This window comes from Bradyrhizobium sp. USDA 3311, assembly GCF_054062495.1.
Window position 1 is genome coordinate 6,101,293 of the sequence record NZ_JBSSFI010000001.1, and the last position, 15,155, is coordinate 6,116,447.

A 15,155-nucleotide genomic window follows, 5' to 3' on the forward strand; every position below is an offset into this window, starting at 1 on the left:
CTCATTTTGCCCCCTGTGATGCAGACGACGACTTCCCGGCAGAGCCGTCGCGACTGCTGTGATCGGCATGTTTGACCGATGTGGAATACATCGGCATCAGCACGCGGAAGGTGGTCTTGCGCGGCTGAGATTCGCATTCGATGATGCCCCCGTGATCGCCGACGATCTTTGCGACCAGGGCGAGGCCCAGACCCGAGCCGGTCTGCTTGGTGGTCACGAAGGGATCGAACAGGTTGGGCAGAAGATCGTCCGGCACGCCTGGTCCGTTGTCCCTCACGCAGAATTCGAGCGGCAAGGATACCCGGGATTTTTGACCGGGGACTGACAGGCGCACGCCGGGGCGGAACGCGGTGGTGAGCTGGATCTCGGCATCGGGCACGTCGATCAAGGCTTCGGCGGCGTTCTTCACGAGATTGAGGAACACCTGGATCAGCTGATCCTGGTTCGCCAGCACCGGCGGCAGCGAGGGATCGTAGTCCTCGATGAAGCGGATGTTGCGGGCAAAGCCCGACTGCGCCAGCCGCTTCACGTGATCGAGCACCGAATGGATATTGACCGGCCCGCGCACCACGGGACGCTCGTCGCCGAACACCTCCATGCGGTCGACCAGCGTCACGATGCGGTCGGCCTCGTCGCAGATCAGCCGCGTCAGCATGCGGTCCTCGGACGAGGCCTGCTGCTCCAGCAGCTGCGCCGCGCCGCGGATGCCGGAGAGCGGATTCTTGATCTCATGCGCGAGCATCGCTGCTAGCGCTATCACCGAGCGCGCGGCGCTGCGATGGGTGAGCTGCCGATCCATCTTGTCGGCGATGGTGCGCTCCTGAAGCATCACCACGATATGGCCGGGCCGCTCGGTGAGCGGGGCGACGTGCAGATCGACCTGGCGATCGCCGCCCATGCGGGGCGTGCCCAAATCGACCTTGTATTCGTTCACCGGCGAGTTCGACGAGCGCACCTGGTCGATCAGCGCCAGCAAGGGGCTGCCGAACGGCACCAGCTCTTTCAGCGACTGCCGCTTCAGGAATTGCGTCGAGATCTCAAAGAAGGCTTCGGTTGCGATGTTGGCGGCGACGATCTTGCCGTCCGGCCCGATCAGGAGCACGGGATTGGGAAGCGCGTCCAGGATCGCATCGCTGTCGGACGGTAGCGGCCGACGTTGTTCAGCGGCTGAGCTCATGCAGCAGCGCTCCATGCGAAGTCGTCGAAGGCATCTTGCAGTGACTGGTGAACGAGGCGGGGATCTTCGGACGTCAGAATTGTCCGGCGCCAGGATTTCAGCTTCTCGACCGGCGCGCGGCTCGCATCGGCGGCGACGTCGAGCGCCCAGCCGAGATGCTTGCGGGCATGCTTGAGACCGACGCGCAGGCCGTAGAGCGCGCACACGCCTTCATAAAGCGTGCGGACATAATGGAGTTGCGTCGCGAGCGACGGCGTGGCTTCCGCCGCCCCGCCCTTCAGGCGCCGGCCGATCTGGCCGGGCAGCCAGGGCTGGCCCTGTGCGCCGCGGCCGATCATCACGGCGTCGGCGCCGGAGGATTCGAGCGCCGCGAGCGCCTTCTCGTACGAGGTGATGTCGCCGTTGACGATGAGCGGAATCGAGATCGCCTCGCGCACGGTGCGGATCGCATCCCAATCGGCCTCGCCCTTGTAGAACTGGCAGCGGGTGCGGCCATGCACGGTCACGAGCTTGATACCCGCGGCTTCCGCGCGCCGCGCCAGTTCCGGCGCATTGCGGCTGCGGTCGTCCCAGCCGAGCCGCATCTTCAGCGTCACCGGCACCTTCACCGCCGCGATCGTCGCATCGATCAGGCCGACAGCGTGGTCGAGATCGCGCATCAGGGCCGAGCCGGACTGGCCGCCCGTGACGTGGCGGGCCGGACAGCCCATATTGATGTCGATGATATCGGCGCCTTCCGCTTCGGCGATCCGGGCGCCTTCGGCCATCCAGTGCGCCTCGCAGCCGGCGAGCTGCACCACGTGCGGACCGATTCCGGTCGCTTCGCAGCGCAACCGGGACATCCGGTGGCCGTTGGCGAGCTCATCGCTGGCGGTCATTTCGGACACCACCAGACCTGCCCCAAGCTCGGCGACCAACCGCCGGACGGGCGAGTCAGTCACTCCCGACATCGGTGCCAGGAAGACCGGGGTGGCGACCTCAATATCGCCTATTTTCAAGGGCTTGGAGCCTGATCCTGCCGAGCCGGTCACAGTGGTCTCATTCACTCGCAGGGCCTCATCGCACCTGCCATGACCTATCTTGCGCACAATTCTTGTGCAGTCAAGCGTCATGCCTACAGTTTAGACAGTTCTGCAAATCTTTCAAGTGCAGTGCAGCAAATTGCTGTTTCCCACAATCCAGGGAAACCCCCTTTTTTTGCGGGCCTGCCGTGCTAGAGGCATGCCGGCAATCACCCACTTCCGACTCTTTCATTAGCAACTGAGTATTTGAGTCCTATGGCGAAATCACAGCGCACCGCAGTCGTTCTTGTCGCGGCAGGTCGCGGCCTGCGCGCCGGCGCCGGCGGGCCGAAACAATATCGCGAGATCGGCGGCCAGCCCGTGATCTATCGCGCCATGGAAGCCTTCAGCCGCCACCCCGACGTGTTTGCAGTGCAGCCCGTGGTCAACCCCGACGACAGCGCCATGTTCACGGCAGCGGTCGCAGGATTGAAGCACGAGCCGCCGGCCAATGGCGGCGCCACGCGCCAGGGCTCGGTGCTTGCCGGTCTCGAAGCGCTCGCAAAGCACCAGCCCGACATCGTCCTGATCCACGACGCTGCGCGTCCCTTCGTCTCGGAAGGTGTGATCTCGCGCGCGATCGATGCGGCGAGCCGCACCGGCGCCGCGATCCCCGTCGTTCCCGTCACCGACACCATCAAGCTCACCGGCGCGAGCGGCAACGTCGAGGACACGCCGGATCGGGCTCGCCTGCGGATCGCACAGACGCCGCAATCCTTTCGTTTCGACGTCATCCTCGAGGCGCATCGTCGCGCGGCGAAAGACGGACGCAGCGATTTCACCGATGATGCCGCGATTGCCGAATGGGCGGGATTGACGGTTGCAACCTTTGAAGGCGATGTTGCCAACATGAAGCTCACCACTCCCGGAAGATTTCGTGCGCGAGGAAGCGCGCCTGGCCGCCCAGCTCGGCGACATCAGGACCGGCACGGGCTACGACGTCCACGCCTTCGGCGAAGGCGACCACGTCATGATCTGCGGCGTTCGCGTGCCGCACAGCAAGGGGTTCCTGGCGCATTCCGACGGCGATGTCGGCCTGCATGCGCTGGTGGATGCCATCCTCGGCGCGCTGGCCGACGGCGACATCGGCTCGCACTTCCCGCCGAGCGATGCGAAGTGGAAGGGCGCCTCCTCCGACCAGTTCCTGAAATACGCCATCGAACGCGTCGCCCAGCGCGGCGGCCGCGTTGCCAATCTCGAGGTGACGATGATCTGCGAGCGGCCAAAGATCGGCCCCCTGCGCGACACCATGCGCGCGCGCATCGCCGAGATCTCCGGCGTCGACATCTCGCGCGTCGCGGTGAAGGCGACGACCAGCGAGCGGCTCGGCTTCACCGGCCGCGAGGAAGGCATCGCGGCCACCGCGAGCGCCACCATCCGCCTGCCGTTTAACGAGAAGACTTGGAGCGTCTAGGCCATGGCCGGCAGCGACGCACGCGCCCTCTCCCGCTCGCTGCTCGATTTGTGCCGGATGCGCAAGCTGACGATCGCCACGGCCGAGTCCTGCACCGGCGGGCTCGTTGCCGGCGCGCTGACCGACATCCCCGGCTCCTCCGACGTGATCGACCGCGGCTTCGTCACCTATTCCAACGACGCCAAGCGCGCGATGCTCGGCGTTGAAGCAGGTACGCTCGCCAATTTCGGCGCGGTCAGCAAGGAGACCGCAACCGCGATGGCGATCGGCGCGCTGGAGCGTGCCGGTGTCGACCTCGCGGTCGCCATCACCGGCATCGCCGGCCCTGGCGGCGCCACACCCGGCAAGCCGGTCGGCCTCGTGCACTTCGCCGCCGCCGCACGCGACGGCCGCATCATCCATCGCGAGCACCGTTTCGGCGCGATCGGCCGCACCGCGGTCCGCCAGCGCTCCGTCGTCGAGGCGCTGCGCATGCTGATGGATCTCGCCCGCGGCCCGCAAGTCACGGCCAAGCCACAACGCGCCGCCGCGAGCCGCTTGCGCCCCCGTGTGACGCGGTCGCCGCGCCGGCATGCGGCGAAGCGCAGGCCGCCGCGGTCACCGCGGGGGTGAGTCCCGTAGCCCGGGTGAGCGAAGCGATGCCCGGGACGCCGCAGCAGAAGTCCCGCATGTCGCTAGATCGGTGTCCGCGATTTCCTTGAAGATCGTCAGAGCAATGTGGTCCACGGTCAACCCCTGTAGGCCACTCAACATCCGTTAGCTTCAGCGTAGCGATCTTCCGCCTTCTGAACCCAGCTGTGTTTTGTGTCGAGGTCAATGGAAGCACGAAACAGGGCTCGGGCAAGACGCGCCGCGAGACTGAGATGCCGCGCTTGCTTTTCAAAAAGCACGCAAATCTTGTCGAATCCGATCGTTATATGCAGTGCAAGAGCGCGACCAAACGTCATCGTCCCCATCCGAACTTGCGCGCGACCATATTGGCGCAATAATGCCGCTCTATGTTGTGGTCCGGAATCAACCGGCCCAGCCTTCTGGAGGGCGACGAATTGTTCGCTCGCACCACTGCTCTGGCCATTGCCATCTTGGCCGCCCTTGACGGCGCAGCCGCACAAACGGCCAACCAGCCGCCGGATACGATGGCGGCGCGGGTCGAGGCCTGCACGCCCTGTCACGGCAACAAGGGCGAAGGCACCAGCGACGTCTATTTCCCGCGCCTCGCCGGCAAGCCCGCCGGCTATCTCTACAACCAGCTCCTCGCCTTCCGCAGCGGCCGGCGCAAATATCCGCCGATGAACTATCTGCTGGAATTCCTGCCGGATCCGTATCTGGAGGCGATGGCGGAGTATTTTGCCACCGAGCACCCGCCGCTGCCGCAACCGGCGCCGAGCGAGGTCAGCAAGGACGTGCTGGCGCAGGGCGAGCAGCTTGCGACCAGCGGCGATGCGGGCCGCAACATTCCGGCCTGTGTGAGCTGCCATGGTCCCGGACTCACGGGCATGCAGCCCGGCATCCCCGGACTGCTCGGCTTGCGCGCGCCTTACATCAGCGCCCAACTCGGCGCCTGGCGCTACGGCAACCGCACGGCGAAATCGCCCGACTGCATGCAGCTCGTCGCCGGCCATTTGACCGAGGCCGACGTCACCGCCGTTGCAGCCTGGCTCGCGACGCGGCCGGCGCCCGCGAACCCGGCTCCCGTGCCGAAAGGCACCTACGCGCTGCCTTTTGGCTGCGGCAGCCAGCCCAACTGACGAGGCGGATGATGGGCTCAAGACTGTCGATCACGCTCCTCGCTCTCGCCGCGTTCACGACGGCCACGCAGGCGCAGGACAAAGACAAGACCGGCGATATCATCGCGCGCGGCGAATATCTCGCCCGCGCCGGCGATTGCACCGCCTGCCACACCGCACCGGAAGGCCGTCTGTTCGCCGGCGGCCGCGCCATGCCGACGCCGTTCGGCACGCTCTACACCTCCAACATCACGCCCGATCCGGAGACCGGGATCGGCAAATGGAGCGCGGACGATTTCTACAGGACGATGCACAATGGCCGCTTCCCGGATGGCGGGCTGATCTATCCGGCGATGCCGTTCGCCTCCTACACCAAGGTGACGCGCGCCGACAGCGACGCGATTTTCGCCTACCTGCGCTCGATCCCGCCGGTCAGCCAGAGGAACAGGCCGCACGAGTTGCGCTTTCCCTATGACAACCGCCAGCTCATCCTCGGCTGGCGCACGCTGTTCTTCAGCGAGGGCGAGTTCAAGCCGGACCCGACCAAGTCTGCCGAGTGGAACCGCGGCGCCTATCTGGTCGAGGGCCTCGGCCATTGCGGCATGTGTCACTCACCGATCAACGCGCTCGGCGGCACCTCGCAATCGGACGCCTTCAAGGGCGGCCTGATCCCGATGCAGAACTGGTACGCGCCCTCGCTCACGTCCAACCGCGAGGCGGGCCTCGGCGACTGGAGCATCAAGGACATCACCGACCTGCTCCAGACCGGCGTTTCGGCCCGCGGTGTCGTCTACGGCCCGATGGCCGAAGTCGTGCACAACAGCCTGCAATATCTGAGCGACGAGGACACCAAGGCGATGGCGGTGTACCTCAAGGGCATCTCGGAGCCCTCCCCGCCGCCGCCGGCGAGCTCGGCGCTGCCGACCACCGAGAGCAGCCTGCTGATCAGCCTCGGCAAGACAGTCTATGACAAGAACTGCGCGAGCTGTCATGGCACGCAGGGCGAAGGCAAGCCGCCGCACTGGCCGCCGCTCGCCAACAACCAGTCGATCGAGATGCAGTCGGCGGTCAACCCGATCCGCATGGTGCTCAACGGCGGCTATCCGCCGGGCACCAAGGGCAATCCGATGCCTTACGGCATGCCGCCGTTCGCGGGCCTGCTCTCCGACAATGAGGTCGCCGCCGTCGTCTCCTACATCCGCACCGCCTGGGGCAATCGCGGCACGCCGGTCTCGGCCCGCGAGGCCAACGAGCTGCGCTCCGCACCGCTGAACTGAGGACGCTAGAGATCCATCATGATCAATTCCGATCCGCCGACCAGCCCAGCCGCGGCCGACGAGGCTGTCGAGGAGGTCGTCGCGCAAGGCCCGTCCGGCGCGATCGTGCTCGCCGGCATCGCTACGGCCTGCGTGGTCGCGATGTGGCTCGCCTTCTATCTGTTCGTCTTCCTGCCGCGCGGATCGCTGCAATGAGCGCAGAGGACACCCATCGCAGCGCCGAGGTCGCGGCCCGCGTCGAGCGGCGCTGGGCGACCATCGCCGTGATCATCATCGTTGGTATGGCGGTGCTGGCGGCGTTCGCCGGCATCCATCGCGCGACCATGCCGCAACCGCGTGTCGAGACCACCGATCCCTCGCGGATTCATCTTTCCGGTGAATTCGTCGAGAGCAATCTCGGCAGCGTGCTGGAGGCCAACGGCAACGTCACGGTGCGCGCGATCGGCCAGCAATATTCCTTCACGCCGGCCTGCATCGTGGTGCCCGTGGACACGCCGATCACGCTCCGCGCCACCAGCGCCGACGTCGTGCACGGCATCCTGATCCAGGGCACCAATGTCAACACCATGCTGGTGCCGGGCTACATCTCAGAGCAGCTGATGCGCTTTACCAGGACCGGCGACTATCTGATGCCCTGCCAGGAGTTTTGCTCCTTCGGCCACGAGGGCATGTGGGGCAAGGTCAAGGTGATCGACAAGACCGACTTCGCCGATCGGGCGAAGGGCGGCGGGAGGCTGAGCTGTGTTGGCCAATAGGAAGCTCATCCTCGCCCATTTCTGGTTTGCGTTTGCGCTGTTCGGCGTCGCGCTGACGCTCGGCGCCTGGCAAATGTTCATCCGCAGCCCGATCGGCACCTGGCTCTCCAACCCCGAGCTCTACTACCGCTCTCTGACGGCGCACGGCACGGTGATGGGCTACGTGTTCCCGACCCTGGTCGCGATGGGTTTTGGCTACGCCATCAGCGAGTCCGCGCTGGAGCAGCGCCTGGTCGGCGTGCGCTGGGCCTGGGCCGGCTTCTGGCTGATCGTTGCCGGCAGCATCATGGCCGTGATCCCGATCGCGCTCGGGCGCGCCTCGGTGCTCTACACCTTCTATCCGCCGCTGATCGGCAACGTCTTCTACTACCTCGGTGTCGTGCTGGTCGTGGTCGGCTCATGGATCTGGGTCGCGCTGATGTCGGTCAATCTGCGCGTCTGGCGAAAAGCCCATCCCGGCGCGCCGGTGCCGCTCGCGATGTTCGCCAATGTCGCCGGCTCCTATCTGTGGGCGTGGACCGCGGTCGGTGCCGCGCTCGAGCTGTTGCTCCAGATCATTCCGGTCGCGGCGGGGCTGAAGGCGACGATCGACGCCGGTCTTGCCCGCGTGTTCTTCTCCTGGACGCTGCACGCCATCGTCTATTTCTGGCTGATGCCGACCTACATCGCCTATTACACCATCGTGCCGCGCGCGATCGGCGGCCGGGTCTATTCCGACAGCATGGCGCGGATCTCCTTCATCCTGTTCCTGGTGGTGGCGATGCCGATCGGCATGCACCACACCTTCGCCGATCCGCAGGTCGGCGCCGGCTTCAAGTTCATCCATTCGGCCTTCACCGCACTGGTCGCACTGCCGACGCTACTGACGGTGTTCACGATCTGCGCCTCGGTCGAGATCGCGGCGCGCCTGCGCGGCGGCCGCGGCCTGTTCGGCTGGATCCGGGCGCTGCCCTGGGACAATCCGATGATGCTGGCGCTCGCGTTCTCGTTCGTCATGCTCGGCTTCGGCGGCGCCGGCGGCCTCATCAACATGAGCTATCAGCTCGATGCGTCGATCCACAACACGCAATGGATCACCGGCCATTTCCACCTGATCTTCGGCGGCGCCATCGTGATCATGTATTTCGCGATCGCCTATGATCTGTGGCCGCATCTGACCGGGCGCGAGCTGACCGACCTCCGCCTGATCCGCACCCAGCTCTGGCTGTGGTTCATCGGCATGATTGTCACGACCTTCCCGTGGCATTGGGTCGGCATCCTGGGCATGCCGCGCCGCATGGCCTATTTCGACTTCGGCGATCCCGCGATCGCGCCGCAGGCGCTCTCCGTCACATTCTCCGCGATCGGCGGTTTCATCCTGCTGACCTCGGGCATCCTGTTCCTGGTCATTCTGGCCCGAGGGATGCGTGCGCCTCAGGCTGATGCCGGCCCCTATCGCTTCGCGCTGGCGGTGCATCAGCCGGCGACGGTGCCGGTCGCGCTCAACACCCATGCGCTGTGGGTGGCGCTGATGATCGCCCTGACCATCACCAATTACGGCTATCCGATCCTGACGCTGGCACTGACCGAGGGCACGTCGGTGCCGGCCGTCTATGTGGGAGCGCAGTGATGAGCACGCGCGACCTCTTCACCTTCCGTAACGGCCATTTCAAGATTGGCGTTGGCATCACCGCCGCGATCCTCGTCGTGACGGCGATCGCAGGCTTCATCGTGCTGCCCTTCGCGCAGCCCTGGGTGCAGTTCGCCAATGTCTGGGATGCGATCTGTAGCGCCGCCGGCGTGCCGCGGCGCGCGGCAAGCGTGACGGCGCCCGAGCAGAGCATGCGTCTGTCGGAGGTCGTGCTCACCTCGCACACGCTGTCGCGTCCGAGCCAGGAGGCGATTGGCCGCGGCGCCACGCTCGCGCAGCGCTGCGCGATCTGCCATGGCCCGACCGGCATCAGCCGCGCGGACTCGCCCAACCTCGCCGGTCAGTATGCGGCCGTGATCTACAAGGAGCTGCACGATTTCCGCTCAGGCGCGCGCACCAATGCCGTGATGTCGCCGTTTGCCGTCAACCTGACCGACCAGGAGATCGCCGACCTCGCGAACTACTACGCCTATCTGCCGCGGCTACCAGCCTATCATCCGACGCCGCTTCTGCCGAAACCCAACATCGTCATCTACGGCGCGCCGATCCGCGGCATCGCGCCGTGCGGCGCCTGCCATGGCAGCCTCGACAACAAGACCGGCAGCCCGTGGCTGGAGGGGCAATCCGAGGCCTATATGAAGGCGCAGCTGCAGGCCTTCGCCTCAGGCGAGCGGCGCAACGACATCAGCCAGCAGATGCGCAACATCGCCCGCGCGATGACGCCACAGGAGATCGAGCAGGCCGCGGCGTATTATGCCTCGCAGCCGCCGGATATCGTGAAGGCCGTTGATTGAGCCCCGCTGTCATTGCGAGCGTAGCGAAGCAATCCAGAATCCATCCGCGGAAAGGCTCTGGATTGCTTCGTCGCAATAGCTCCTCGCAATGACGGCGGAGAGGCTACGCCTTACGTCGACGCCAGCTTCGGCCGGCCGTAGATCGCATCCGCGCGCTTCTCGAACGCGGTGGAAAACCGCGCGAACGCGGCGTCGAACATCGAGCCCATCAGCATCGCCAGCATGCGGCTCTTGAACTCGTAGGCGAGGAAGAACCCGACGTCGCAGACGCCCTCGCCCTTGGGCTCGAACGTCCAGCGGTTTTCCAGATTACGGAACGGGCCTTGCAGATATTCGACGAGGATTTTCAGGTTGGCACGGTCGAGCGTCACGCGGCTGGTGAAGGATTCCTTGACCAGCTTGAACGACACCGTCATGTCGGCGACCAGCACCTCGGTGCCGTCGGGCTTCGCCATGCGCTGGCGGACCTTCAGCGCGCTGCACAGCGGCACGAACTCCGGGTAGCGCTCGACATCGGCGACCAGATCAAACATCTCGGACGCACTGTGGTTGACGCGGTGCTTGCTCGAAACTCGATGCATGATACGTCAGCGGGCGTGAGCTGCCCGCGCAGCCTTCAGTCTCGCGAAATCCTCGCCGGCATGATGCGACGAGCGGGTGAGCGGACTCGCCGACACCATCAGGAAGCCCTTGGTGTAGGCGACCTTTTCATAGGACGAAAACTCGTCCGGCGGCACGTAGCGCATCACCGCGTGATGCTTACGGGTCGGCTGGAGATATTGCCCGATGGTCAGGAAGTCGACATCGGCCGAGCGCAGATCGTCCATCACCTGCTGCACCTCGTGGCGCTCCTCACCCAGGCCCACCATGATGCCGGACTTGGTGAAGATGGACGCATCGAGCTCCTTGACCCGCTGCAACAGCCGGATCGAATGGAAGTAGCGCGCGCCGGGGCGTACCGTGAGATAGCGCGACGGCACGGTCTCGAGATTGTGGTTGAAGACGTCGGGCCTCGCCGCGACGACGACCTCCAGCGCGCCTTCCTTGCGCAGGAAGTCAGGCGTCAGGATCTCGATCGTGGTCGAGGGGCATGCGGCGCGGATGGCGCGGATGGTCTGGGCGAAATGCTCGGCGCCGCCATCGGCGAGGTCGTCGCGGTCGACCGAGGTGATGACGACGTGGGCGAGGCCCAGCTTGGCCACAGCCTCGGCGACGTTCTGCGGCTCGGCCGCATCCAGCGCGTTGGGCAGGCCGGTCTTGACGTTGCAGAAGGCGCAGGCACGGGTGCAGGTGTCACCCATGATCATGAAGGTCGCGTGCTTCTTGTCCCAGCACTCGCCGATATTCGGGCAGCCCGCCTCCTCGCACACCGTGTGCAGGCCGTTCGCCCTCACGATGTTGCGGGTGTCGGCATAGCCGCGGGTGTTGGGCGCGCGCACGCGGATCCAGTCCGGCTTCGGCGGTGAAGCGGAATCGGGGCGATTCACCTTTTCGGGGTGGCGCGGGCGCAGCGGGTTCGAGATGGTATCGACAATAACGACCATGAGGTGTCCGGTCTGTTCAGGTCCTACCTAGTCGGTCTTGCCCGGCATCGCAACCCGGCTCGCACCGCTTCAGGGAACATGGCAGATATGGGCAATATCCTGCTCTGTTCTCAGACGATTCTCACCTCGAATGGCTCCAACCTCGAAGACTTCTCCCCCGCGGCTCGGCAAGCCCCTGAAGCGCGCCTTTTTTGGCCGCAGCGTCCGCGAGGTCGCCCACGACCTGATCGGCGCCACCATGCTGGTCGATGGCGTCGGCGGCCTCATCGTCGAGGTTGAGGCCTATCATCATACCGAGCCGGCGGCGCACTCCTACAACGGCCCGACGCCGCGGAACCAGGTCATGTTCGGCCCGCCCGGCTTTGCCTATGTCTACCGCTCGTACGGCATCCACTGGTGCGTGAACTTCGTCTGCGAGGCGGAAGGCTCGGCCGCGGCGGTGCTGATCCGGGCGCTGGAGCCGACGCACGGCATCGCCGCAATGCGCCGCCGCCGTCATCTCCAGGACTTGCACGCGCTGTGCTCGGGCCCGGGCAAGCTGACGGAGGCGCTCGGCATCACCATCGCGCACAATGCCCTGCCGCTGGACCGGCCGCCGATCGCGCTGCATGCGCGGACGGAGGATTTGGAGGTGGCGACAGGCATCCGGATCGGCATCACCAAGGCTGTCGAGCTGCCCTGGCGCTATGGCGTCAAGGGCTCGAAGTTTCTGAGCAAGCCGTTTCCGAAGTAGTTGTCATTCCGGGGCGCGTCGAAGACGCGAGCCCGGAATCTCGAGATTCCGGGTTCGGCTCTTCGAGCCGCCCCGGAATGACAGCGAGGCTACGACGCCTGCTTCAGCCGCTCCAGCGCCTCCAGCAGCTTGGCCTTGCGGGCCAGCGCCGCCTCGCGCTTTTCGCGCTCCTCCTCGACGACCTCCTCGGCCGCGTTGGCGACGAATTTCTCGTTCGCCAGCTTGGACTCGGCGCGCTTGATGTCCGCGTCGGCCTTGCCGATCTCCTTGTCGAGACGGGTGCGTTCGGCGGCAACGTCGATCACGCCCTTGAGCGGCAGCGCGGCCACCTCGCCGCGCACCAGGAGCTGGACGGCGCCGTCAGGCGCGCGGTCGGCGAAGGAGATGTCCGACAGCCGCGCCATACGCTTGATGACGTCGCTCCAGCGCGGCGCGCGCTCCCTGGTCTCGGTCGACGCGCCGGCGAGCACCAGCGCGGTCAGCGTCGCCGGCGGGATGTTCATCTCGGCGCGCACCGAGCGGATCTGCGTGACGAGGTCGATCACCCAGCCGATCTCGGCTTCAGCCTTGGGATCGGTGAAGTCGGCATGGTCGAAGATCGGCACGATCAGGGCCGGCGAGATCAACGGATCGGTCGGCCCGGCGGCTGCGGCGAACATCGCCAGTTGCTCCGGCGTCGGCTCGGCCGGCTTCAGCGGCCACGCGGCCAGCGCCAGCAGGCCGTCGCGCTTCGCCGTCACCTCCCACAGCTCTTCGGTGATGAAGGGCATGAAGGGGTGCAGCAGCTTCAGGATCTCGTCACGTGCCCAGGCGACCATGGCGCGGGTCTCGTCCTTGGCGGGGCTGTCCGGGCCAAGCAACACGGGCTTTGCGAGCTCGACATACCAGTCGCAATAGACGTTCCAGACGAAGCGGTAGATCGCGCCGGCGGCATCGTTGAAGCGATAGGCCTCGATCGCCTCGGTCACCTCGCGCGTGGTGTGTGCGCTCTCATGCGCGATCCAGCGATTCAGCGTCTCCTTCGCCTTCGCCGGCTCGAAGCCTTCGGGCACGGCGCAGTGGTTCATCTCGGCAAAGCGGGACGCATTCCAGAGCTTGGTCGCGAAATTGCGGTAGCCCTCGACGCGGCTGGTGGCGAGCTTGATGTCGCGTCCCTGCGCCGCCATCGCGGCCAGCGTGAAGCGCAGCGCGTCCGCACCGTATTCGTCGATCAGGTGGAGCGGATCGATGACGTTGCCCTTCGACTTCGACATCTTGGCGCCCTTCTCGTCGCGGACGAGGGCGTGGATGTAGATCGTCGAGAACGGCACTTCCTTCATGAAGTGCAGGCCCATCATCATCATGCGGGCGACCCAGAAGAAGATGATGTCGAAGCCGGTCACCAGCGCGTTGGTCGGGTAGTAGCGCTGCACCTCGGGTGCGTCTTCGGGCCAGCCCAGCGTCGAGAACGGCCACAGCGCCGAGGAGAACCAGGTATCGAGCACGTCCTCATCGCGGGTGATGAAGCCCTCGCGCTTGTTGCGGTCGAGCGCCATCTCACGGCCTTGCTCGGCCGTGATGACCTCCTGCTCGACGTAGTAGCCGAGCGCGTGGCTGATCGCCTCCTCCTCGGTCTCGGCGACGAACACCTTGCCGTCCGGCCCGTACCAGGCCGGGATCTGGTGGCCCCACCAGAGCTGGCGCGAGATGCACCAGGGCTGGATGTTCTCCATCCACTCGAAATAGGTCTTTTCCCAGTTCTTCGGCACGAAGCTGGTTTCGCCCGAACGCACCGCCGCGATCGCGGGCTTTGCGAGTGTCTTGGCGTCGACATACCACTGGTCGGTCAGGTACGGCTCGATCACGCTGTTGGAGCGATCGCCGTGCGGCACCATGTGGGTGTGCGGCTCGATCCGCTCGACGAAGCCGAACGATTCCAGCCGCTCGACGATGCGCTTGCGCGCAACGAAGCGGTCAACCTTGTTGAACTCCTCGGCGAATTGCGCGGCGCCTTCCGGCAGGTCGCGCAGGTAGTCCTCGTTGTCGAGGAGATCGAGGCAACCTTCCTTGTCGAGCACGCTGATCCGGCGCAGGCCGTGGCGATTGCCGACCTCGAAGTCGTTGAAGTCGTGCGCCGGCGTCACCTTCACCGCGCCCGAGCCCTTCTCCGGATCGGAATAGTCGTCGGCGACGATCTCGACCTTGCGGCCCACCAGCGGCAGAATGACGTGCTTGCCGATCAGCTTCTGATAGCGCTCGTCATCGGGATGCACGGCGACGCCGGTGTCGCCGAGCATGGTCTCCGGGCGCGTCGTGGCTACGACGATGAAGCTCGAGGGATCCTCGGGGCTGAAGGTCTTGCCCTCGATCGGATAGCGCAGATACCAGAGGCTGCCCTTGACCTCGGTCTGCTGCACTTCGAGATCGGATATCGCGGTCAAGAGCTTGGTGTCCCAGTTCACCAGCCGCTTGTCCTTGTAGATCAGGCCATCGCGGTGCAGCTCGACGAACACCTTGATGACGGCCTTGGACAGGCCCTCGTCCATGGTGAAGCGTTCGCGCGACCAGTCGCAGGACGCGCCGAGGCGCTTGAGCTGGTTGATGATGGTGTCGCCGCTCTCGGCCTTCCACTGCCAGACCCGCTCCAGGAACTTCTCGCGGCCCATCTCGCGGCGGCCAGGCTGCTGGCGCTCCATCAGCTGCCGCTCGACCACCATCTGGGTGGCGATGCCGGCATGGTCGGTGCCGGGCTGCCACAGCACGTCGCGGCCGCGCATGCGCTCGAACCGGCACAGGATGTCCTGGAGCGTGTTGTTGAGGGCGTGGCCCATATGCAGCGAGCCCGTCACGTTCGGTGGCGGGATCACGATGGTAAAGGGCACTGCGTCGCGGCGGTCGGGGCGGCCGGCCTTGAAGGCAAGGCTGTCCTCCCACACCACGGACATACGGGCTTCGATATCGGCGGGCTGGTAATTTTTCTCGATCATGGGGCTGCTAGAAAGCCGCGCGCGGGGGGCAAGTCAACGAAAAGGTCAACGGAGAGCCTGGCGGCAAAACGGCTTCC

General features: G+C 65.7%; 14 protein-coding genes and 1 pseudogene. 9 read left to right on the plus strand and 6 right to left on the minus strand.

The annotated features are described in order from the left end of the window. Position 1: 1 nt before the first annotated feature. Together ACVWW6_RS29290 and dusB are read right to left on the minus strand one after the other, a co-directional pair. Entirely contained in the window at positions 2 to 1,177 is a 1,176-nt protein-coding gene (locus ACVWW6_RS29290; protein ID WP_011087259.1) for a two-component system sensor histidine kinase NtrB, read from the minus strand. After that, a complete protein-coding gene (gene dusB, locus ACVWW6_RS29295) occupies positions 1,174 to 2,175 on the minus strand; it encodes a tRNA dihydrouridine synthase DusB (RefSeq protein ID WP_161537076.1) in 1,002 nt (333 codons plus the stop codon). Before dusB ends, ACVWW6_RS29290 begins: the two co-directional genes overlap by 4 nt. A 279-nt stretch (positions 2,176 to 2,454) precedes the next feature. On the opposite strand from dusB, the pseudogene ACVWW6_RS29300 reads away from it, so the two are divergent. Together ACVWW6_RS29300 and ACVWW6_RS29305 are read left to right on the plus strand one after the other, a co-directional pair. Then, positions 2,455 to 3,652, plus strand: a pseudogene (locus ACVWW6_RS29300) (bifunctional 2-C-methyl-D-erythritol 4-phosphate cytidylyltransferase/2-C-methyl-D-erythritol 2,4-cyclodiphosphate synthase). A 3-nt stretch (positions 3,653 to 3,655) separates the two neighbouring features. Continuing rightward, positions 3,656 to 4,264, plus strand: a complete 609-nt coding sequence (locus ACVWW6_RS29305; RefSeq protein WP_011087256.1) for a CinA family protein — start codon at positions 3,656 to 3,658, stop codon at positions 4,262 to 4,264. A gap of 134 nt (positions 4,265 to 4,398) precedes the next feature. On the opposite strand, the gene ACVWW6_RS29310 is transcribed toward ACVWW6_RS29305, so the two are convergent. Next, positions 4,399 to 4,599: a hypothetical protein gene (locus ACVWW6_RS29310; protein WP_129557617.1), complete on the minus strand. Its 201-nt coding sequence runs from the start codon at positions 4,597 to 4,599 to the stop codon at positions 4,399 to 4,401. A gap of 189 nt (positions 4,600 to 4,788) precedes the next feature. Between ACVWW6_RS29310 and ACVWW6_RS29315 the strand changes: the two genes are divergently transcribed. The 6 genes from ACVWW6_RS29315 to ACVWW6_RS29340 are packed head-to-tail and all read left to right on the plus strand — an operon-like array spanning position 4,789 to position 9,835. Then, positions 4,789 to 5,400: a c-type cytochrome gene (locus tag ACVWW6_RS29315; RefSeq protein WP_231166733.1), complete on the plus strand. Its 612-nt coding sequence runs from the start codon at positions 4,789 to 4,791 to the stop codon at positions 5,398 to 5,400. 11 nt (positions 5,401 to 5,411) lie between these two features. Then, positions 5,412 to 6,656: a cytochrome c gene (locus ACVWW6_RS29320; protein WP_161534963.1), complete on the plus strand. Its 1,245-nt coding sequence runs from the start codon at positions 5,412 to 5,414 to the stop codon at positions 6,654 to 6,656. Positions 6,657 to 6,674: 18 nt separating this feature from the next. Further along, the gene (locus ACVWW6_RS29325) at positions 6,675 to 6,851 is read left to right on the plus strand and encodes a hypothetical protein (RefSeq protein ID WP_202633012.1); all 177 of its coding nucleotides are present in this window, start codon (positions 6,675 to 6,677) and stop codon (positions 6,849 to 6,851) included. Continuing rightward, on the plus strand, positions 6,848 to 7,411 hold the full coding sequence (locus ACVWW6_RS29330; RefSeq protein ID WP_456681811.1) for a cytochrome C oxidase subunit II: 564 nt from the start codon (positions 6,848 to 6,850) through the stop codon (positions 7,409 to 7,411). The genes ACVWW6_RS29325 and ACVWW6_RS29330 overlap by 4 nt, the downstream gene beginning before the upstream one ends. Continuing rightward, positions 7,398 to 9,020: a b(o/a)3-type cytochrome-c oxidase subunit 1 gene (locus ACVWW6_RS29335; RefSeq protein ID WP_456681812.1), complete on the plus strand. Its 1,623-nt coding sequence runs from the start codon at positions 7,398 to 7,400 to the stop codon at positions 9,018 to 9,020. Before ACVWW6_RS29330 ends, ACVWW6_RS29335 begins: the two co-directional genes overlap by 14 nt. Continuing rightward, on the plus strand, positions 9,020 to 9,835 hold the full coding sequence (locus ACVWW6_RS29340) for a c-type cytochrome (RefSeq protein ID WP_028174071.1): 816 nt from the start codon (positions 9,020 to 9,022) through the stop codon (positions 9,833 to 9,835). The genes ACVWW6_RS29335 and ACVWW6_RS29340 overlap by 1 nt, the downstream gene beginning before the upstream one ends. Positions 9,836 to 9,945: 110 nt before the next feature. On the opposite strand, the gene ACVWW6_RS29345 is transcribed toward ACVWW6_RS29340, so the two are convergent. Next, positions 9,946 to 10,416: a type II toxin-antitoxin system RatA family toxin gene (locus ACVWW6_RS29345; RefSeq protein ID WP_027542754.1), complete on the minus strand. Its 471-nt coding sequence runs from the start codon at positions 10,414 to 10,416 to the stop codon at positions 9,946 to 9,948. Positions 10,417 to 10,422: 6 nt separating this feature from the next. Then, entirely contained in the window at positions 10,423 to 11,379 is a 957-nt protein-coding gene (lipA, locus tag ACVWW6_RS29350; RefSeq protein WP_092182026.1) for a lipoyl synthase, read from the minus strand. Positions 11,380 to 11,509: 130 nt separating this feature from the next. On the opposite strand from lipA, the gene ACVWW6_RS29355 reads away from it, so the two are divergent. Further along, the gene (locus ACVWW6_RS29355) at positions 11,510 to 12,112 is read left to right on the plus strand and encodes a DNA-3-methyladenine glycosylase (RefSeq protein WP_161534968.1); all 603 of its coding nucleotides are present in this window, start codon (positions 11,510 to 11,512) and stop codon (positions 12,110 to 12,112) included. Positions 12,113 to 12,201: 89 nt separating this feature from the next. Here the strand turns inward: ACVWW6_RS29355 and ACVWW6_RS29360 are convergent, their stop codons facing one another. After that, positions 12,202 to 15,078, minus strand: coding sequence for a valine--tRNA ligase (locus ACVWW6_RS29360; protein WP_456681813.1), 2,877 nt, complete (start codon positions 15,076 to 15,078; stop codon positions 12,202 to 12,204). Positions 15,079 to 15,155 lie beyond the last annotated feature (77 nt).